Here is a 19,872-nt window from a genome sequence, read left to right on the forward strand (position 1 = left end):
TCCGCACGGAACCGCATCGCCGGTTTCGTTTGACCTGCATGTTCTCGCAGGATTGACGGGCTGTCGCTGGCCGCGAACATGACAGAGACAATTTTCGCTGTCCGCACGCATTCTCAAACCGTTTTCAGCCCATTGATGAAACAGATCTTTTCCTCGCCCGCCTATACCGTCACCGAGCATATCCCCGCCGAGGCGCGCGAGGATGTCGTCATGGTGACGCTCGCCAACCGGATGCCGGAAGACGGCCCGCGCCGCCCCTTCGCTCATCACATCCTCGCCCCGCTCGGCTACCGCACGCTCAACCTCGTGCCGGCGAGCAACGACTGGTACCAGTCCGAGGGCATCGAGGAGGCGCTGGACGCCGTGCGCAAGCGGAGCCGGGGCGAACACACGGTCGGCTTTGCCGCCTCCATGGGCGCCTTCGGCCTGGTGAACTATGCCGATCTGCTCGGCCTCGACGCCGCGCTCGCCTTCAGCCCGCAATTTGCGCTGGAGCGCAGCCTCGTGCCGTTCGAAACGCGCTGTGAGGACGACGCCATACGGATGGGACCCTTCCCCCGCCACCGCATCACCACCCGGCCGCAACCCGAACGCCTCGTCGTCTACTACGACGACGAATACGATCTCGACACGCAGCAGGTCGACCGCATCGCCGAGCATCTCGACTTCACGCGGGTCCCCTGCCCCGGCGCCGTGCACAACGTCCTCGGCACGTGGTACCGTCAGCGCCAGCTGCAGGAGAAGGTCCGCGAAGCGATAGAGGCCGTCAGCCCCTCCCGCTCCTGCCCCGACGTTTTTCCCCGCGCACGGGTTGGTTGAAGCGCGGCTTCGTTCCTATATGCTCCGTCAACCCCGGGTTCCGGGCGGCATCGTCCGTCCTGCGCCCTCGAACCCGCATTCGCATGCGCGTTCGTCCTTTTCCCTCAGTCATCCGGCCCCTTCATGGCACCCATCCTTTCCATTTCCGGTCTGTCGAAGACCTATGACACCGGCTTTCAGGCGCTGAAATCCGTGTCCCTCGACATCGAGAAAGGCGAGGTCTTCGCCCTTCTCGGCCCCAACGGCGCCGGCAAGACGACGCTCATCAGCATCGTCTGCGGCATCGTCAACGCCTCCTCGGGCAGCGTCACGGTCGACGGCAACGACATCGTCCGCGACTACCGCGCCGCCCGCTCCCTGATCGGCCTCGTGCCGCAGGAGCTCACCACCGACGCTTTCGAGACGGTCTGGGCGACGGTCTCCTTCAGCCGCGGCCTGTTCGGCAAGCCCAAGGCCCCGGCCATCGTCGAGAAGGTCCTGCGCGACCTCTCCTTGTGGGACAAGAAGGACAACAAGCTCGTCACCCTGTCCGGCGGCATGAAGCGCCGTGTGCTCATCGCCAAGGCGCTCGCCCACGAGCCGCGCGTCCTGTTCCTCGACGAGCCGACCGCCGGCGTCGACGTGGAGCTGCGCCGCGACATGTGGCGGGTGATCCGCGAGCTGCGCGACACCGGCGTCACCATCATCCTCACCACCCACTACATCGAGGAAGCCGAGGAGATGGCCGACCGGGTCGGCGTCATCAACAAGGGCGAGATCATCCTGGTTGAGGACAAGGCCGAGCTGATGCGCAAGCTCGGGCGCAAGCAGCTGACCCTGCATCTGGCCGATCCGCTTGCGGCCGTGCCCGCCGGGCTTTCCGCGCACAGCCTGGAGCTGTCCGCCGACGGCAGCGAGCTGGTCTACACCTACGACACCCAGGGCGAGCGCACCGGCATCACCGCCCTGCTGCAGGACCTCAACGCCGCCGGCATCCGTTTCCGCGACCTGCAGACCCGGCAGAGCTCGCTGGAAGAAATCTTCGTCAGCCTCGTCAGGACGCCGTCATGAACATCCATGCCATCAAGGCGATCTACAGGTTCGAGATGGCCCGCACGGGCCGCACCCTGTTCCAGAGCATCGTCTCCCCCGTCATCTCCACCTCGCTCTATTTCGTGGTCTTCGGTGCGGCCATCGGCTCGCGCATTTCCGAGGTCGACGGCATCAGCTACGGCGCCTTCATCGTGCCGGGCCTGATCATGCTGTCGCTGCTGACCCAGAGCGTGTCGAACGCCTCGTTCGGCATCTACTTCCCGCGCTTCACCGGCACGATCTACGAGGTGCTGTCCGCCCCCGTCTCCTATCTGGAGATCGTCATCGCCTATGTCGGGGCGGCGGCCACCAAGGCGATCATCGTCGGGTTGATCATCCTGGCGACGGCCGCGCTCTTCGTGCCGCTCGAGATCCAGCATCCGGGCTGGATGCTGCTGTTCCTGCTGCTGACGGCGGTCACCTTCGCCCTGTTCGGCTTCATCATCGGCATCTGGGCGGATAATTTCGAGAAGCTGCAATTCGTGCCGATGCTGATCATCACGCCGCTCGCCTTCCTCGGCGGCAGCTTCTACTCGATCTCGATGCTGCCGCCGTTCTGGCAGAAGGTGACGCTGCTCAACCCGGTGGTCTACCTGATCAGCGGCTTCCGCTGGAGCTTCTACGGACAGGCGGATGTCGACGTCGGCGTCAGCCTCGCCATGACGCTGCTGTTCCTGGGGCTCTGCCTGGCGGTGATCTGGTGGATCTTCCGCACCGGCTACCGGCTGAAGTCCTGATCCGAAAATCCGGCGCGGGCCGCCTCGCGGCCCGCCCGTCAGCGCTTGGCGCTCAGACCGCGACCGCCGCCTTGATATGCGGGTGCGGGTCGTAGCCGACGAGCTCGAAATCCTCGAAGCGGAAGGCGAAGAGGTCGTGCGCCGCCTCGTTGATCCGCATTGTCGGCAGGGCGCGCGGTTCGCGCGACAGCTGCTCGCGCGCCTGGTCCAGGTGGTTCAGGTAGAGATGCGCGTCGCCGAACGTGTGGATGAACTCGCCCGGCTCGTATCCCGTCACCTTGGCCACCATCATCGTCAGCAGCGCGTAGGAGGCGATGTTGAACGGCACGCCGAGGAACACGTCGGCCGAGCGCTGGTAGAGCTGGCAGGACAGCCGGCCGTCGGCGACATAGAACTGGAAGAAGGCGTGGCACGGCGGCAGCGCCATCTCGTCGACCAGCGCCGGGTTCCACGCAGAGACGATCAGCCGGCGGCTGTCCGGCGTCTTGCGGATCTGCTCCAGCAGCTTGGAAATCTGGTCGATGGAGCTGCCGTCCGGCGCCGGCCACGAGCGCCACTGATAGCCGTAGACCGGCCCGAGGTCGCCGTTCTCGTCGGCCCACTCGTCCCAGATCCGCACCCCGTTTTCCTTCAGGTAGCGGATGTTGGTGTCGCCGGCCAGGAACCACAGCAATTCGTGGATGATCGACTTCAGGTGCAGCTTCTTGGTCGTCACCATCGGGAAGCCGTCGGCAAGGTCGAAGCGCATCTGGTGGCCGAACACGGAAATGGTCCCCGTGCCCGTCCGGTCGGTCTTCTTCACACCCTCGTCGAGGATGCGCTGCATCAGCTCGTGATATTGCCGCACGCTGCCGTCCGCCTGCCGATTCTCATGGAAGGCCATGGTTGCCCGGCCAAGGCCCCAAGGGCAAGCTCACCGGTGCCCTCGTCCCTGCAATCCACCGGCAGCCGTTGCCTCGGCAGGGCTCAGTTTCCGGCGGCGAGCCCCGGCCAGTTGGCCTGCGCCTTGTCGATGAAGCCGGGGATGTCCTTGCGCCAGCGCGTCTGGATGTCGTCGTTGTAGTTGAGATAGAGCCGCCCCTCGACGATGTCCCAGTTCTTCGGATCGCCCTTGGCGAGCTTGCCCTGCGCGATCGCCCAGGAGCAGTAGCCGCCATAGGCCGGGGCGTATTTCTCCGGCTCGGCGAGGAACGCATCGCGGTTCGCCTCGCTGGCAAAGCGCCATGTCGCGCCGCGGTAGTCGGTCGTGATCTCGGGCGATCCCTCGACTGGGCGCCCTTGCGTGAAATAGGCGACAGGGTCGTAGCCGCCGACCGCGACGCCCTCGACGATGCCGGTGAACACCTGGCCCGTGTCGCTGCTGCCGAGCCCGAACCAGCCGGCGCTCGCCGTTCCCGCCGCCAGCACCACGGCAGCCCCTGCCAATATCACGCGCCTGCGCGAAACTCCGCCCGAACGCTTCCGTGCCATCTGCCTGTCCTCCGCGCTGCCCCGCACCCTCGCCCCGCTGCCTCGCCCCGCTGCCTCGCCTCGGCAGCCCCATTTCTAGCGCAGGCGCCGGCTCCCCCGCCAATGACGTCGTCTCACAAGCCCGCGATGGCGCGAGGCGGCGCCGTTGCGTTGCGCGCCGTCCCGCCCGCGCCTCGCCCTGCCCCCAGGTTTTCCAGCCGGATTGCCGTCAGTTGGCGCAGGCCTCTTTTCAGCCGGCCATCCTGCCCCTATATTCGTTTTGCCGGTGCAAGCCGGCTATGGCGATAAACGGACTTCGGAATAAGCCTATCGGACCCGGGGGCGGTACCCGGCGCCTCCACCCAAGCCCGCCGCACGATCCATCGATCGGCGGGTTTCGGCGGGGGCGAAATAGGATCGACGAGGGTGTAAAGGTCGTTCTTTTGCTCGGCATGGTTCCGCCGTTATCGGGCCGTCTCAATAGTTGCAAATGACAACTATGCTATGGACAACGCTGTCGCCGCGTAATGCGGTGCCGGTAGTCCTTTAAGTCCTGGCGGTTAGCCCCGTCAGGCGGGGTCCGGAGGCACCTGGCAACAGAAGCCTCCACTCGATTTCCGCCAGCTTCGGCCCGCCCGGATCCGCTTGTCGGACAGGAGGCAGGGGCCTTGAGGCCGGCGCAAGCGGCGTCCAGCGGGCGGCTCACGCGAAAAAAAGCGGGGCAAGCGGCAAAAGGCCGGTGGCGAGCGCGGATCGGCGCTTTTCATTCTCCCCTTCGCACGCCATGTTGGGCGCGACCCGATTCTCACGTTCAGTAAGTGCGATGGCCGAAGACCTGATCCGCTACGATATCGTCATTCAGGACGCCCTGCGCGGTGCCGTCCGCAAGATCCTCTCCGAGGTCGGCCGCGTCGGCCTGCCCGGCGAGCATCATTTCTATATCGCCTTCGACACCAATGCGCCGGGCGTGCGCATTTCCTCGCGGCTGCACGAGCGGTATCCGAAGGAAATGACCATCGTCCTGCAGCACCAGTTCTGGGACCTGACCATCGGCGAACACGCCTTCGAGGTCGGCCTGTCCTTCGGCGGTATCCCCGAAAAGCTGTTCGTCCCATTCTCGTCCATCAAGGGGTTCTTCGATCCTTCGGTGCAGTTCGCGCTGGAGTTCGAGCCGGGCAAGACCGCCGAGGAACTCCCCGAGGAACTGGTCGAGGCAGCCCGCGAGCAGGAGCGCGCGGAGGCCGCCCTGTCGGCCGTCGAGGAAAAGACGAGCGACGCAAAATCGGACAAGATTTCGCAAGTTCAGCACAAAAATTTGCAAAATTCTGATCAAGCCGAAAAGCCGGAGTCCAAGGAGGACAAGTCCGGCGAGCCGGGCGGCGCCGACGTCGTCTCGCTCGACGCTTTCCGCAAGAAAACCTGAGAAACGGCCACACCGCGCAAGCAGCATCGGCCGCAAGGGGACGGATGATGAGCGGGGATATCGTCAATCTGAGGCAGGCGCGCAAGACGCGCGCTCGGCGCGAAAAAGACGAGAAGGCAGCGCAGAATCGCAGCCTTTTCGGGCGCAGCAAGGCCGAGAAATCCCGCGACCGCATCGAGGCCGAAAAGGCACTTGTCCACATCGAGGGACACCGGCGGACGCCCTCGGACAGTGCCCCTGGCGGCACCGGCGAGGACGACTAATCCCCATGTTGGCCAAACGCTCCCTCACCCTGCACGGCCACCGCACCAGCCTGGCGCTGGAACCGGAGTTCTGGGAGGTGCTGGAGGAAATGGCCGAGAGCGAAGACGTCAGCCTTCCTGCGCTCGTTGCCCGCATCGACGATGCCCGCGAGATGGAGGCCGATGGCGGCGACCTGCCCTCCTCGCTCTCTTCGGCCTTGCGCGTTGCCGCCCTCGCCCATTGCCGGGCCAAGGCCGGCGCGGCCTGATTCAGGCTTTCATCTCAAAGAGTTGATCGTGATCATCGGTCCGGCGTCGGACCGACGAAGACCGGCGGATCGAGCGGCGGCAGCAACTGCATCGGTTGGCCCGCGCCCGGGTTTCCGCTCGCCGTTCCGGTGCTTGCCGGATCGTCCAGAGCCCGCCGGATTCGCTCGCCGAAACTCGCGGCCGGTGTCCGAGAGGCGGGCGTCTGCGCCGGGGCCGCCTGCTGCTGGCGGCGCTCCTCGGCCCGCCGCTGCTCCGCCCGTCGACGCTCTGTAGCGCGGCGCTCTTCCTCGGCCTTCCTCGCCTCTTCCTTCTTGCGGGCCTCTTCCGCCTTGCGAGCCTCTTCGGCCTTGCGGTTTTCCTCGGCCGCGCGCTCGTCCTCGAGCTTGCGCGCCGCATCCTCGTCCTGCTGCTGCTGTTGCCGCTCCTGCCGGCGCTTTTCCTCGCGCAAGCGCCGCATTTCGCGCATCAAACGGTCGCGCTCGGTGATCTCCGCCTGCAGGTCCTCCACCCGCTGCACCTCCTGCTCGAAGGCCCGCAGGGTCAGGAAGGCGGTGAAGGGCGCGATGTCGATGGTGCGCTGCGGCTCGGCCAGCGGCCCGGCGAAGACGAGGCCCACCTGCGCCTCCGCGCCGGTCACCGCTTCCTCGCCCGGATCGACCCGCAGCGAGAAATCGCTCTGCAGGGTCAGTGCCTTGAGGTCGGCCTGGGCATTGCCGAAGATCGAGGCCTCACGATTGTCGACCCGCGCATTGCTGATCCGCATGACGCCGCCGGCAATCGAGGCGCTGGCCTCCAGCTCTGCGAAAGGCAGTACGCCGGCATCCAGATGGCTGGAGAAGGCGGTTCGGATCGCCTCGTCGTTGAGGTCGAGCCCGGCATCGACGGCCCGGATCACCAGCGCGAAGGCCTCCGGGTTGAGGCCGCGGATCTCCCCGTTCTCGACCCGAAGCGTCCCCCCGCCGGTGAGGCCCGAAACGATCCCGGCAAGCGAGCGGCCGCTGCCCTCGATATCGAGGTTTATGCTCGCCGCACCCGTGGCGAGCGGGCGTCCCGCCCGCCGCCATACCAGCTCTTCCAGCCGCGCCCCGTCGACCCGCAGCGAGGCGGTCATCCCCGCCTGCCCGGCCGACCGTTTCAGCGTGTAGGCACCCGTCAGCTCGCCCCCGGCAAAGCCCGCCTTGCCGACGTCGAGCGACAGGGCGTCGTCCTTCATCGAGACCCGCGCCGTCACGTTGCTGGCCGGCGGCAGCGGGGCCAGGACCATGCGCTGCGTGCTGACATCGAGCGACAGATCCACGCCGGAGACGACCGGCGGACCGAACGCCGCTTCGGACCAGTTCCCCCCGGTGGAGGCTGCCAGCTGGTCCGAGCCCAGCAGCAGGTCGCTGATTTCGGAAATATCCAGTTCGGACAAGGAGATGGTGCCTCTGACCTGTGGGTCGAGGCTGGCCAGCGCCCGGCGCAGGTTAACGCGCAAATCCGCATCCAGCCGCAGCCCGGCAAACGTGCCGGAAAGGCCCGACAGGGTGAAGCGATCCCCCTCGCCCTCCAGTGTCGCCGCCAGGTCGACAGCGCCGGCCGAGGCATCGAGCGACGGCAGCCGCCCGGTCAGCAGTGCCAGCGGCATCAGATCCGGCGCCTGTGCGGCGAGATCGGCCGCGTAGCGGCTGTCGCCGCTTTCCGGCAGGGTGAGCCGGCCAACCGCCGTCAGGGCCGAAGGGCCGAGATAGAGCCGGGCGTGCCCCTCCAGCCCCTCCTCGGGGATCCCCGCCGCGCCGATTTCCACCCGCGCCGCGCCGAGGCTGCCGACCGGCAGCATCGTCACGCCCAGCTGGGCCACCAGATCGGCCGCCTCGTCCGCGCTGAAGCTGGCCTCGAAGTCGACGCTTGCTGCCCGCCAGCGGTCGAGCCGCCCGTCGAGGCCGAGATTGATATCCACGTCGGTGCCGCCTGCCGTGCCGCGGGCGACAAGGCTTGCCTGGGTGCCTGCGCTGTCGCTGCCCCCGCTCGCCTCGCCCTGGAAGGTCAGCGTCAGCCTGGCCGGGGCGAAGGCGCCCGGCCGGCCCGCGAACGCGCGCACCATGCGGTTTTCCGGCGCCAGCGCCATCGCCAGCGCTGCGACGCCGTCGAGCCGCTCGGCATCCACATCGACCTCCAGCGCGCCGGAGGGCGCCGTCGACAGCCGCTCTATCCGCCCCTTGGCGCCAAGGCGCGCGCCCGAAAGATCCGCGACCTGCGCCTCGTCGATCACCAGCGTGTCGTCCCGGTACGAGGCCCGCAGCCGCGTCGCGGAGGCCGACAGCGTGCCGAAGGTCACCTCCTCGGCAAAGAGGCGCAGCGCCAGCTCCGTTCCCGTGCCGGCGATGCCGGCGGCAAGTCCCGCCTCGGTCCCCAGGAACAGGCGGGCAAGTTGTCCCACCTGGTCGCCGTCGATGCGCCTTGCGTCGAGATCGGCCTCGAAGACCGGGCTCTCCCCCTCCTTCGCCGACCACGAGATCGCGCCTTGTCCGCGGTCCTCGCCGATCTCGAACGCGAAATCGGTCAGCGACACATGCCCCCCCGCCGCGTCCATCCGGCTCTCCACGGCGAAGGGCACGGCCGCGATCCCGCGAGCGCCGTCCTTGCGCCACCAGTCGGCGAACGCGACCGGCTGGGCGACGGACGCTGCGAAACTCCCGCGGAAGGTCGGCTCCGGCTGCAGGCCCAAATCCCCGCGCACGAGAAATTCTGTCCTCCCCGGCATCCGGCCGGACAACTCGGATATCCTCCATCCGCTCGCCAGCCGGTCGGCCTTGAGCAACACGTCCTGCGTCAGCCCGCCGCCGGACACGACCGCGGGGATAGCGAGCTCGACGCTGCCATCGATGGGCGGATGCGGCAGTCCGCGCAAGGCCGCCAGCAGCTCCAGCCCGGTCTCGGCGGCAGCGAGCGGCTCGGCCGGGCCCCGCCCGGCGATACGGTCGAGATCGATCTGCCGTGCAGCTGCCTTGACGTCGAAGCGATACGGCTCCGCCAGCGTCAGGTCCGCGCTGCCCTCCAGCGTTACCGGCCGGTCCTCGGGACCATAGCGGAAGTTGGCTCCGCTCAGCGCCAGCCGGGCGATGTCGAGCGCGAAACCGCCCTCGCTGCGCCAGGCGCGGCGCGCCTCCTCCTCCGGCGTGACGGAGGCGAGCGTGTAGGTGCCCTCGTAGCCCGGCCGGCTGTCCGACAGGGTGAGCGTGCCGTCCATCACCAGATCGACCGGCACCGAGACCGGCGTCACGCCGGCGCGCAGGCGCAAGCCGCCGGCAGGGTCCCGCCGTCCGGTCGCCAGCACCACGGTTGCCCGCTGGCCCTGGAAGCTCGCCATGCCGTCCAGCTTGAACGGCCCCAGCATCGAGCGGGCCGTGACCAGGAGGTCGATGTCCTCGATCTTGTGGCTCTGGCCGTTGCGTGCGTCGATCACGGTCAGCTCGCCGTCGCGGATCGTCGCCTGCTCCAGCATCACGAGATCCGGATCGACCTCGGAGATCAACCCGTTCCGGGCCCTTGCGGTAAACCAGTCGAGCCGCCCCTCCTCGTCGATGGACAGGCGCAGGTTCGGCCGGTCCATGGCGAGGTCGATGATCCGCACCTCGCCCTTCAGCAGCGGCGGCAGCTCGATGCGCATCTCGAAGCGCTGCACCGCCAGCAGCGGATCCTCCGGCTCGCCCACCCGCACGTCGGAGAAGGTCAGGGTCGGCGTCGGCAGCAGGCGCATCTCCGCCTCGCCCATCACCGCCACCCGGTGACCGAGCAGCTGCTCGCCATAGCGCTCGAACGTCGTGCGATAGGCCGTCCAGTCGACAAGAAACGGCCCGACGAGCGCGGCCAGCAGCACCGCGATCACGGTCACGCCTATCGTGATGTAGATCGAATTCAGCGCCCTGGCCTCCCGTTTGCGCGCGCAGTCTGCGGCTGTCAGTCCAGCCGGACGATCTTGCCCGGATTGAGAATGTTGTCGGGATCGAGAGCCTTCTTGATCGCCGCCATCATGTCGAGGCCGGCGCCATGCTCGCGGGCAAGATACTTCATCTTGCCCTGCCCGACCCCGTGCTCACCGGTGCAGGTGCCGCCCATCTCGATGGCACGCCAGTTGAGCCTTTCGATGAAGGCCTCAGTCTTGGCGATCTCCTGCGGATTGTCGACATCTACCAGCACGAGGACGTGGAAATTGCCGTCGCCGACATGGCCGACCAGCGGCGCGAGCAGGCCATTGGCCTCCACATCCTTGTAGGTCTCGCCGATGCACTCCGCCAGCCGCGAAATCGGCACGCAGACATCGGTGGAGACGCCCTTGCAGCCGGGCCTGAGGCCGAGCGCCGCCCAATAGGCATCGTGCCGCGCCTTCCACAGCCGGGTGCGATCTTCCGCCCTGGTCGCCCAGACGAACTCGCCGCCGCCGCTGTCGCGGGCGATCTCGCCGAAGATCTCGCTCTGCTCGCGCACGCCCGCTTCCGTGCCGTGGAATTCCAGGAACAGCGTCGGCGTTTCCTGCAAGTCGAGCTTGGAATAGGCGTTGCAGGCGCGAATCTGGTTGGCGTCGAGCAGCTCGATACGCGCCACCGGCAGGCCGGACTGGATGGTGGTGATCACCGCGTTGCAGGCGGAGTCGAGGTCCGGGAACGGACAGACGCCGCCCGAAACGGCCTCCGGAATGCCGTAAAGGCGCAGCGTTACCTCGGTGATGATGCCGAGCGTGCCTTCCGAACCGACCATCAGACGGGTGAGATCGTAGCCGGCCGCCGTCTTCTTGGCCCGGCCGCCGGTGCGCACGATGCGCCCGTCCGCCGTCACCACGGTCAGCGCCAGCACCACGTCCTTCATCGTGCCGTAGCGCACCGCGTTGGTACCGGAGGCGCGCGTTGCCGCCATGCCGCCAAGGCTCGCATCCGCACCCGGATCGATGGGGAAGAAGAGGCCCGTGTCGCGCAGGTACTCGTTGAGCTGGGTCCGGGTCACGCCAGCCTCGACCACACAGTCGAGATCCTCGGCATTGACCTGCAATACCCGGTTCATCTGCGACACGTCGAGGGAGATGCCCCCGGCCGGCGCGTTGACATGTCCCTCCAGCGAGGAGCCGGTGCCGAAGGGAATGATCGGCACCTTGTGCTGCGCGCAGACCTGCACCACGTCCGCGACCTCTTCGGTCGAGCGGGCGAAGACCACCCCGTCAGGTGCCTGATTCGGCAGCCAGGTGGTCGTGTGGCCGTGCTGCTCGCGCACCGCGGCGGAGGTGGAGAAGCGCTCGCCGAACCGCTGCGCCAGGATCTTGAGGGCGAGGTCGATCCCTTCCTCGTTGCGCTGTACCGACGCCTGAAGGCTTGCAAGGCTCATGGTTCTCTCCCGCTCGAGCGATGGCCGACGTCTCGGGCGCCTGCGGGCACCTTGCGCGCATTTGCGTGTCCTGCCGGTCTCGGACTAGTCTCCCTTTTGAATCTGAAGTTCGTCACAGGTCGCAGCTCGCTCTCAACGCACTTCAGATTCAAGAGGAAGACTAGCAAGTTTATGTTTCTAGTGTGGTTTTCGAATTTGAAATACGCTTCCACGGTCGCTGCCGAGAACAGGGCGTAATTCAAATTCACCACACTAGGTTTGGCGCAGACTAGCAAAAACAGCAATCCCGGCCAAAGACTTCCGCCCGTTTCAATCGCTGCCGGAACTGGCCGGCCAGCCGAGAGGACGGAAGGAGCTCCATGTCACAGCCGAGCCGCCAGCCAGCCCCCTTCACCGGATCGATCCAGGAGGTCAGGAGCGAGTGGCTGGACTATAACGGCCATCTCAACATGGCCTATTACAATGTCCTCTTCGACACCGCGCTGGACGAGGCCTTCATCCACCTCGGCCTTGGCCCGGACTATGCCCGCGAGCGCGGCGCCTCCTTCTTCACCGCCGAGACGCATCTTTGCTACCTGCGCGAACTCAACGGGGGAGATCGCGTGCGCGCCACGGTGCAACTCGTTGATTTCGACGCCAAACGGGCGCATCTCTACCAGGAGCTCCACCACGCGGACGACGGTTTCCTCTCGGCCACATCCGAGCAGGTGTCCCTGCATGTCGACCTTGCCGCCCGCAAGGTGGTGCCATGGCCGCAGGACGTGCTGGAGCGGCTGGAGGAGATGAGGGAGAGCCATGCGGTGCTCGGCCGGCCCGAGCGGTCCGGGCGACGTATTTCCCTTGAAAGACGCTGACGAAAGACGCTTGAGGCTCAAGGAGCCAGGCGGACGGCTGGACGAGCGATGACCGGTCTGCTGACGCAATTGAAACGCCTGCCCGTGCTGACCGCGGGCTGGATCAAGCCGAACATCCGGCTTTTCCGCTCCACGCGGCTGCCGCTGGTCTGGGCGCTCGCCATCGTCATCGGCGTGCTCACTGCGATCGCCGCCATCCTGTTCCGCATGGCCATCGGCGCCTTTCAATGGCTGTGGCTCGGCACCTCGGCGGAAACGGTGATCACCGCGGCCGCCACCGTGCCCTGGTGGGTGATCCTGCTGGCGCCGACGCTCGGCGGGCTGTGCATCGGCATCTTCCTGCAGACGATCCAGCCCAAGCAGCGCACCGGCGGCGTACCCGACGTGATCGAGGCCCGCGTCCAGGGCGGGCGCGGCCTGCCCTTCTGGTCGGGCATTTCCTCCGCCTTCCTCACCTCCGCCTCGCTCGGCTGCGGCGCCAGCGCGGGCCGCGAGGGGCCGGTCGTGCACCTTGGCGCGACCATCGGCACCGCGCTCTGCCAGACGTTCCGCCTGCCCGATGCCGCCCGCCGCATCCTGCTCGCCTGCGGCGTCGCCAGTGCGGTCTCCGCCTCGTTCAATGCGCCGATCGCCGGCGTTCTTTTCGCCCACGAGGTCATTCTCGGCCACTATGCAATGACCGCCTTCGTGCCCATCGTCATCGCCTCGGTGCTCGGCACGCTGATGTCGCGCCTGTGGTTCGGCGACATCGCCGCCTTCTCCATCCCCGAATACCAGATCACCTCCCTGCTGGAGATGCCGGCCTTCGCCCTGCTCGGCCTCACCTGTGCGGCCGTTGCGGTGATCTTCCAGTTCTCGCTGATCGGCACGGACTGGGTGGCCCGCAACATCTCCATGCCGCTCTGGCTGCGCCCGGTCATCGGCGGGCTGGCGGTCGGCGCCATCGGCATCGTCTTTCCCGGCGTGCTCGGCGTCGGCTACGAGGCGACGGACCTTGCGCTGCGCCAGGAGCTGCCGCTCGTCACCATGCTGGCGCTGCTGGTCGCCAAGACGGCGGCGACCTCGATCACGCTTGCCTCCCGCTTTGGCGGCGGCATCTTCTCCCCGGCCCTCTATCTGGGCGCGATGGCCGGCGGCGCCTTCGGCCTGATCGCGGCTGCCGCCTTCCCCGAGCTTGCCTCCTCGCACGGGCTCTATGCGATCCTCGGCATGGGTGCCGTTGCGGCCGCTGTCCTCGGCGCGCCCTTCTCCACCACGATGATCGTGTTCGAGCTGACCGGCGGCTATGCGCTGTCCATCGCGCTGCTGATCGCCGTTTCCATCGCCACCGGCCTGACCCAGGCGGTGCACGGGCGCTCCTATTTCCACTGGCAGCTGGAAATGCGCGGCGTGATGCTGAACGAGGGCGCGCACAAGTGGCTGGTTCGGATCGTCCACGTCTCGGATTTCGTCGAGCGGCTGCCGGACGATGCGGAACCGCAAACCCACGATCCGGAGACCGGCGGTCCCAGCCTGAAGCTGGACGACACGCTGGAAGCGGCGCTGAAGATCTTCGACGAAAGCGGCACCAACAAGCTGCCGGTGGTGGATGCGGCCGATCCCGCCAAGGTCATCGGCCACGCCACCCATGTGCGGGCGCTGCGCTTCTTCAATGCCGAGCTGATCAACAACCAGGTCGAGGAGCACCGCTGAGCGGCGCTCCCCCACCCCTTATGGCGTCCCTTACAGCGGCGCCGTCGCCTGCTCGAGCCAGGCCCGCGTCGTCTCGTCGACCAGCGGCGCCAGCTCGCGCAGGACGCGGGCGTGATAGGCGTCGAACCACGCCCGCTCTTCCGCGCTGACCATCTCCGCCGCCACCGCCCGTCGGTCGATCGGGGCGAGCGTCAGCGCCTCGAAGCCGAGCATCGCCCGCTCGCCGCCCTCGATGGCGGCCGGCGGCGTCACCAGCTCCAGATTCTCGATCCGGATGCCGTGGCTGCCGTCGCGATAGTAGCCCGGCTCGTTGGAGACGATCATCCCCGGTTCCAGCGGCGCATGGCCGGTCTTGGCGATGCGCTGCGGCCCCTCATGCACCGACAGATAGGAGCCGACGCCATGGCCCGTGCCATGGTCGAAGTCGAGACCCGCCTTCCACAGGGCGATACGGGCGAGCGCATCGATCTGCGCGCCGCTGGTGCCGACCGGGAACCGCGCCGTGGCGATAGCGATGTGCCCCTTCAGCACCAGCGTGAAATGGCGCTTCTGGTCCTGCGGCACCTCGCCCACGGCAACGGTGCGGGTGATGTCGGTGGTGCCGTCCTCGTATTGGGCGCCGGAATCGATCAGGAACAGACTGTTTGCCGGGATCGGCAGATTGCTGCCCCGGTCGACCCGGTAATGGCAGATCGCGGCATTGGGACCGGCTGCCGAAATGCTGTCGAAGGAGATTTCCTTCAGCTTGCCGGTCTCGGCCCGGAACGCCTCCAGCCGCTCGGCAACGGCGATCTCGTCGAGCCCGCCGGCAGCCGCCGCTCCGTCCAGCCAGCTCAGGAAGCGGGCAAAGGCCGCCCCGTCGCGCAGATGCGCGGCGCGCGCCCCGGCGATCTCGGCCGCGTTCTTCACCGCCTTGGCCTTGGTCACCGGATCCGCGCCATGCTTCACCTTGCCGCCGGCGGCGAGCACCGCGCTCGCCAGCGCATCGCCCGCCCAGTCGGGATCGACCAGCACCGTTGCGCCCGCCGCTCCGAGCGCACCGAGCGCGCCCGTCAACCCGCCCGGCTCGCCAATGTCGGCCAGCGCCTCCAGATGGTCGCGCGAGGCATTGGTGAGTTTGCGGGCGTCGATGAAGATCTGCGGGCGCCCCTCGTGCGGCAGGATGGCGAAGGACAGCGGCAGGGGTGTGTGCGACACGTCGCTGCCGCGAATGTTGAACAGCCAGGCGATGGAGTCGGGCTGGGTCAGCACGAAGGCATCGCCCCCGGCGCGGCGCACCTCCGCGGCCATCCGCGCGATCTTTGCTTCCGCCGCCTCGCCGGCAAATTCTTGTCCGTGCACGCGCACCTGGCCGAGCGGCGGCTCGGGCCGGTCCTCCCACACCGCATCGAGCGGATTGCCGTCCACCGCCACAAGCTCCGCTCCGGCCCTGGCGCAGGCCTCGGCAAGCCGCTTGGCACCGTTCACCGTGTGCAGCATCGGGTCGTAGCCGAGCTTCTGGCCCGGCTGCAGCTTGTCCGCCAGCCACTCGGACGGCGGCGTCTCGATCAGGTGCATCGGATGGAAAACGCCGGTGTCCACCTGCTCGCGCACCTGGATCGTGTAGCGCCCGTCGACGAAGATCGCGGCCTCGCCAGCCAGCACCACGGCCATGCCGGCCGATCCGGCAAAGCCGGTCAGCCAGGACAGCCGCGCGTCGCTGGGCGGCACATATTCGCCCTGATGCGCGTCGGCGCGCGGGATGAGGAAACCGTCGAGGCCCCTGCGGGCCAGCTCGCGCCGCAGCGCCGCGCAACGCGCGGAACCGACGGACGGGTCGATGACATTGTCGAAGGACTGGAACATGCGACGACGCTAGCGCCAAAGCCGGCGGCGCGAAAGGGCGTTGAGTGCACGCCCGGGCCGCTTTTGCACATGCGGAAGGCAGGCTTTCGCCGAGGATTTCGGCATCTGCTCTGCTGCATTGCAAAATAATGAATTCGCACATGCAGCAATCGCAGCACTGCCATGCACTTATGGCGCTTTTCGCATGGCCCGGCACTCCCCATACTCTGTCTCGAGAGTTTGAGGGAGGAAGCTCTATCTAGAGACCTCGAACCGGAGATAAGACCATGGCCATTGCCACCACGACCACCACCGCCATCTCGGGCGTATCGCGCAGCTCTTCCAAGAGCGTGTTCCGCAAGGCGCTCGACTCGATGATCACCGCTCGTGAGCGTCAGGCTCGCCGCTATGTGAACGGCTACCTTCTGTCGCTCGACGACGCCACGCTCGCCGCCTACGGCTACGATCGTGCCGATCTGGAGCGCAACAGCTCGCTGACCTCCGCGTTCTGATACGCTGGTCACAGAGTTTCATTGAAAACGGGCCCGGCGGTTCCTCCGCCGGGCCCGTTTCTCGTTGTGCATCGGGATTTGGCAGGGCGTCAGCCCTCGTGGCGACCGCGCACCAGCGTCAGCGTCAGCCAGCCGTCGCGGTTCTGCCGGCGCACCAGGTGGAACCCTTGCAGGCCATAGGCGAACAGGATGCGCGGACCGTCCTCCACGCGCAGGCCCGACAGGACCAGCGTCGCCGAGCGGGTCATGCGCGCCGAAAGACCGGCAGCCATGCGCATCAGGGGCCGGGCGAGGATATTCGCCACCACCAGATCGAAAGGACCGGCCTCCGCGAAGATGCGGCTGTCGACGCCGGCCGCCGTCGCCGTGCGCACCAGGTTGCCGGCGAGATTGTGGACCGCATTGGCGCGCGCGGTGATCGTCGCCACCGGGTCGATGTCTGTCGCCAGCACCGGCTGGCGGGACAGCCGCGCCATGGCGATGGCCAGGACGCCGGTACCGGTGCCCAGATCCAGCATCCGCTCATAGGACCGGCGGGTCAGCAGCCGGTCGATCTCGATCAGGCAGCCCGCGGTCGTCCCGTGATGGCCGGTGCCGAAGGCGAGCGCGGCCTCGATCTCGATGGAAATGCCGGCGAGCGGACGCTTCGCGCGGTCGTGCGAGCCGTGGATGAAGAAACGGCCCGCCTGCACCGGCGACAGGCCTTCCAGGCTCTTCTCCACCCAGTTGATGTCTTCCAGTTCCACCGCCTCGACCGGCGCGGCAAAGGCATCCGCGCCCAGCCGGTCCTTGACCAGCTCGGCGGCTTCCCCCTCGCTCATGTCGAACAGCAGGATCTCGGCGGTCCAGTCCCGCCCGTCCGCCGACGCTTCGAAGACCGTCACCGGATTGCCGTCGTCCTCGAAGTCGCGCGACAGCAGCTCGTAGATGCGCTTCGCCTCGATCTCGGGGGCGGTGATGCGGACGCGGATGGTGGACATGATCTCTCCGGAGACAGGAAACGGCGCACGCCCTATAGCGCCCGAAAGCAGGGGGCATCAATCGCATTCGCGCTGGATGGGGAAACGCGCGCCGCTCAGTGCCGCTCGACGAAGCTGTCGAGCACCTTCTTGCGCCCCGCCTTGTCGAACTGGACTGTCAGCTTGTTGCCCTCGATGCCGACGATCTCGCCATAGCCGAACTTCAGGTGGAACACCCGCTCGCCCATGTCGAACGCCGACGGCGCATCGGACACCGACTTGGCGACCAACTCGCCCTCGATCATCCGCGGGCCTCCGGACTGCCCGCCCGACTGCCTGCCGCCGGCCGATCCCATCCGCCCGGCGAACCCGCCGCTGCTGGAGCTACCCTGTGCCTGCGAACGCTGCGCCCGCTGCCAGCCCGGCGTCGAGTAGCTCGACTTGAAGGGATCGCGCGTGTCGAAGCGGCTGGCGCCGTATCCCCCGCCGCCATAGCCGCCGTAATTGCTCGACGGCTCGACCACATCGACGTGATCGGCCGGCAATTCGTCGAGGAAGCGCGAGGGGATGGAGCTCTGCCACATGCCGTGGATGCGCCGGTTGGAGGCGAACCAGATCTTCGCCCGCCGCCGCGCCCTCGTGATGCCCACATAGGCGAGCCGGCGCTCTTCCTCCAGCCCCGCGCGGCCGCTCTCGTCGAGCGCGCGCTGATGCGGGAAGAGGCCCTCCTCCAAGCCGGGGAGGAACACCGTGTCGAACTCCAGGCCCTTGGCCGAGTGCAGCGTCATGATCGACACCGCGTCGTTGTTGCCGTCCGCGTCCCGGTCCATGACCAGCGCGACATGCTCCAGGAACCCGGCGAGCGATTCGTACTCGTCCATCGAGCGGACGAGCTCCTTCAGGTTGTCGAGCCGGCCCGGCGCTTCCGCCGAGCGGTCGTTGCGCCACATCTCGGTGTAGCCGCTCTCGTCGAGGATGATCTCGGCCAGCTCCGTATGCGACATAGCCGGCACCAGGTCGCGCCAGCGGTCGAAATCGGCCAGCAGCATGCGCAGCGTCGTGCGCGCCTTCGGCTTCAGTTCCTCGGTCTGGCACAGGTCCGAAGCCGCCTGCATGAGCGGGATGCGGTTCGCCCGCGCATAGGCATGAACCAGCTTCAGGCTGGCCTCGCCGAGGCCGCGCTTGGGCGTGTTGACGATGCGCTCGAAGGCGAGATCGTCGGCCGGCTGCACGACGCAGCGGAAATAGGCCATCGCATCGCGGATCTCCATGCGCTCGTAGAAGCGCGGGCCGCCGACCACCCGGTAGTTGACGCCGAGCGTGACGAACCGATCCTCGAACTCGCGCATCTGGAACGACGCGCGCACCAGGATCGCCATGCTCTCGAGGCTGTGCCCCTTGGACTGCAGCGACTCGATCTCGTCGCCGATGGCGCGGGCCTCTTCCTCGGAGTCCCAGGCGGCGGCGACGCTGACGCGCAGTTCCTCGCCGTCCGGGTCCACCACATCGGTGAACAGCGTCTTGCCCAGGCGCCCCTCGTTATGGGCGATCAGATGCGAGGCGGCGGCCAGGATATGGCTGGTCGAGCGGTAGTTGCGCTCCAGCCGGATCACCTTGGCGCCGGGAAAGTCGTGGTCGAAGCGCAGGATGTTGTCGACCTCGGCCCCGCGCCAGCCGTAGATCGACTGATCGTCGTCGCCGACGCAGCAGATGTTGCGGTTGCCCTGCGCCAGCAGCCGCAGGAACAGGTACTGCGCGATGTTGGTGTCCTGGTACTCGTCCACCAGCATGAAGCGGAAGCGGTTCTGGTACTCGCCCAGCACGTCCGGATTGTTGCGGAACAGCGTGATCACATGCAGCAGCAGGTCGCCGAAATCGGCGGCATTGAGGATCGACAGCCGCTCCTGATACTGCTCGTAGAGCGCCCGGCCCTTGCCGTTGCCGAAGGAGCGCGCCTCGCCCTCCGGCACCTGGTCGGGCGTCAGGCCGCGGTTCTTCCAGCCATCCAACTGGCTGGCGAAGGCGCGCGCCGTCCAGCGCTTGTCGTCCAGCCCCTCCGCCTGGATGATCTGCTTGATCAGGCGGATCTGGTCGTCGGTATCGAGGATCGAGAATCCGGATTTCAGGCCGACCAGCTCGGCGTGCCGGCGCAGGATCTTGACGCAGATCGAGTGGAACGTGCCGAGCCACGGCATGCCTTCCGCGCTGTCGCCGATCAGCCGCTCGATCCGCTCCTTCATCTCGCGGGCGGCCTTGTTGGTGAAGGTCACCGCCAGGATCTGGCTCGGAAAGGCCCGCCGCGTCGCCAGGATATGGCCGATGCGCGTGGTCAGGACGCGGGTCTTGCCCGTTCCCGCCCCCGCCAGCACCAGGACCGGGCCGTCCAGCGTCTCGACCGCCTCGCGCTGCTCCGGGTTCAGCCCGTCGAGATAGGAGCCGGGTTCGGGCGTCCGCGGCCCGAGCGCTGCACGCGCGCGCGCGGCAATGCCGCTGCCGCCGCCCGGCCGCTCCAGACCGCCGCCCCGCGCGTCATGCTCCGCCTGCCCCGGTGCGGAGCCTTGGGGGAACTGTCGGGTATCGGCAGGATGATTGGCCATGCGGGAGAGTGTCTCGACGGGTCTGGGTCACGGATCTGACATCGCGCGGACCGTTGGCACCCGCGATT

At 67.5% G+C, this 19,872-nt stretch carries 16 protein-coding genes and 1 other RNA gene; 10 read left to right on the forward strand and 7 right to left on the reverse strand.

What is annotated here, in order from left to right; genetic code table 11:
* The first annotated feature begins 135 nt into the window (after window positions 1-135).
* From GH266_RS06530 to GH266_RS06540, 3 genes are all read left to right on the forward strand, one after another.
* Window positions 136-819, forward strand: a complete 684-nt coding sequence (locus tag GH266_RS06530; protein WP_158193179.1) for a hypothetical protein — start codon at window positions 136-138, stop codon at window positions 817-819.
* Window positions 820-942: 123 nt separating this feature from the next.
* Window positions 943-1,869 (forward strand): ABC transporter ATP-binding protein, encoded by a 927-nt coding sequence (locus GH266_RS06535; RefSeq protein ID WP_158193180.1) that lies wholly within the window; start codon window positions 943-945, stop codon window positions 1,867-1,869.
* Entirely contained in the window at window positions 1,866-2,627 is a 762-nt protein-coding gene (locus tag GH266_RS06540; RefSeq protein ID WP_158193181.1) for an ABC transporter permease, read from the forward strand. The genes GH266_RS06535 and GH266_RS06540 overlap by 4 nt, the downstream gene beginning before the upstream one ends.
* A gap of 52 nt (window positions 2,628-2,679) precedes the next feature.
* On the opposite strand, the gene GH266_RS06545 is transcribed toward GH266_RS06540, so the two are convergent.
* Window positions 2,680-3,474, reverse strand: a complete 795-nt coding sequence (locus GH266_RS06545) for a thymidylate synthase (protein WP_158196073.1) — start codon at window positions 3,472-3,474, stop codon at window positions 2,680-2,682.
* Between the two features lie 119 nt (window positions 3,475-3,593).
* Window positions 3,594-4,097, reverse strand: coding sequence for a YHS domain-containing (seleno)protein (locus GH266_RS06550; RefSeq protein WP_158193182.1), 504 nt, complete (start codon window positions 4,095-4,097; stop codon window positions 3,594-3,596).
* Window positions 4,098-4,319: 222 nt separating this feature from the next.
* Between GH266_RS06550 and ssrA the strand changes: the two genes are divergently transcribed.
* From ssrA to GH266_RS06570, 4 genes are all read left to right on the forward strand, one after another.
* Window positions 4,320-4,687, forward strand: a transfer-messenger RNA (tmRNA) gene (ssrA, locus tag GH266_RS06555).
* A gap of 212 nt (window positions 4,688-4,899) precedes the next feature.
* Window positions 4,900-5,499, forward strand: a complete 600-nt coding sequence (locus tag GH266_RS06560) for an SspB family protein (protein ID WP_158196074.1) — start codon at window positions 4,900-4,902, stop codon at window positions 5,497-5,499.
* A gap of 47 nt (window positions 5,500-5,546) precedes the next feature.
* Window positions 5,547-5,762, forward strand: a complete 216-nt coding sequence (locus tag GH266_RS06565; RefSeq protein ID WP_199270461.1) for a DUF4169 family protein — start codon at window positions 5,547-5,549, stop codon at window positions 5,760-5,762.
* 5 nt (window positions 5,763-5,767) lie between these two features.
* Window positions 5,768-6,010 (forward strand): ribbon-helix-helix domain-containing protein, encoded by a 243-nt coding sequence (locus tag GH266_RS06570; RefSeq protein WP_158193184.1) that lies wholly within the window; start codon window positions 5,768-5,770, stop codon window positions 6,008-6,010.
* A 32-nt stretch (window positions 6,011-6,042) separates the two neighbouring features.
* Here GH266_RS06570 and GH266_RS06575 read toward each other — a convergent pair whose 3' ends face one another.
* Together GH266_RS06575 and GH266_RS06580 are read right to left on the reverse strand one after the other, a co-directional pair.
* Window positions 6,043-9,885 (reverse strand): AsmA family protein, encoded by a 3,843-nt coding sequence (locus GH266_RS06575; protein ID WP_158193185.1) that lies wholly within the window; start codon window positions 9,883-9,885, stop codon window positions 6,043-6,045.
* A gap of 65 nt (window positions 9,886-9,950) precedes the next feature.
* Window positions 9,951-11,366 carry an FAD-binding oxidoreductase gene (locus tag GH266_RS06580; RefSeq protein ID WP_158193186.1) on the reverse strand — a complete coding sequence of 472 codons (1,416 nt, stop codon included), beginning with the start codon at window positions 11,364-11,366 and terminating at the stop codon, window positions 9,951-9,953.
* Window positions 11,367-11,725: 359 nt separating this feature from the next.
* Here GH266_RS06580 and GH266_RS06585 point away from each other — a divergent pair, with 359 nt between their 5' ends.
* Both GH266_RS06585 and GH266_RS06590 read left to right on the forward strand, forming a co-directional pair.
* The gene (locus GH266_RS06585) at window positions 11,726-12,220 is read left to right on the forward strand and encodes a thioesterase family protein (RefSeq protein WP_067217269.1); all 495 of its coding nucleotides are present in this window, start codon (window positions 11,726-11,728) and stop codon (window positions 12,218-12,220) included.
* 48 nt (window positions 12,221-12,268) lie between these two features.
* Window positions 12,269-13,912 carry a chloride channel protein gene (locus tag GH266_RS06590; RefSeq protein WP_158193187.1) on the forward strand — a complete coding sequence of 548 codons (1,644 nt, stop codon included), beginning with the start codon at window positions 12,269-12,271 and terminating at the stop codon, window positions 13,910-13,912.
* A 30-nt stretch (window positions 13,913-13,942) separates the two neighbouring features.
* Here the strand turns inward: GH266_RS06590 and GH266_RS06595 are convergent, their stop codons facing one another.
* Entirely contained in the window at window positions 13,943-15,757 is a 1,815-nt protein-coding gene (locus tag GH266_RS06595) for an aminopeptidase P family protein (RefSeq protein ID WP_158193188.1), read from the reverse strand.
* Window positions 15,758-16,023: 266 nt separating this feature from the next.
* On the opposite strand from GH266_RS06595, the gene GH266_RS06600 reads away from it, so the two are divergent.
* Window positions 16,024-16,248: a hypothetical protein gene (locus tag GH266_RS06600; protein ID WP_158193189.1), complete on the forward strand. Its 225-nt coding sequence runs from the start codon at window positions 16,024-16,026 to the stop codon at window positions 16,246-16,248.
* A gap of 89 nt (window positions 16,249-16,337) precedes the next feature.
* Here GH266_RS06600 and GH266_RS06605 read toward each other — a convergent pair whose 3' ends face one another.
* On the reverse strand, window positions 16,338-17,228 hold the full coding sequence (locus GH266_RS06605) for a 50S ribosomal protein L11 methyltransferase (protein WP_158193190.1): 891 nt from the start codon (window positions 17,226-17,228) through the stop codon (window positions 16,338-16,340).
* 95 nt (window positions 17,229-17,323) lie between these two features.
* Window positions 17,324-19,804, reverse strand: a complete 2,481-nt coding sequence (locus GH266_RS06610; protein WP_158193191.1) for an ATP-dependent helicase — start codon at window positions 19,802-19,804, stop codon at window positions 17,324-17,326.
* Window positions 19,805-19,872: the final 68 nt, after the last annotated feature.

The organism is Stappia indica (assembly GCF_009789575.1).
Taxonomy (GTDB): Bacteria; Pseudomonadota; Alphaproteobacteria; order Rhizobiales; family Stappiaceae; genus Stappia; species Stappia indica_A.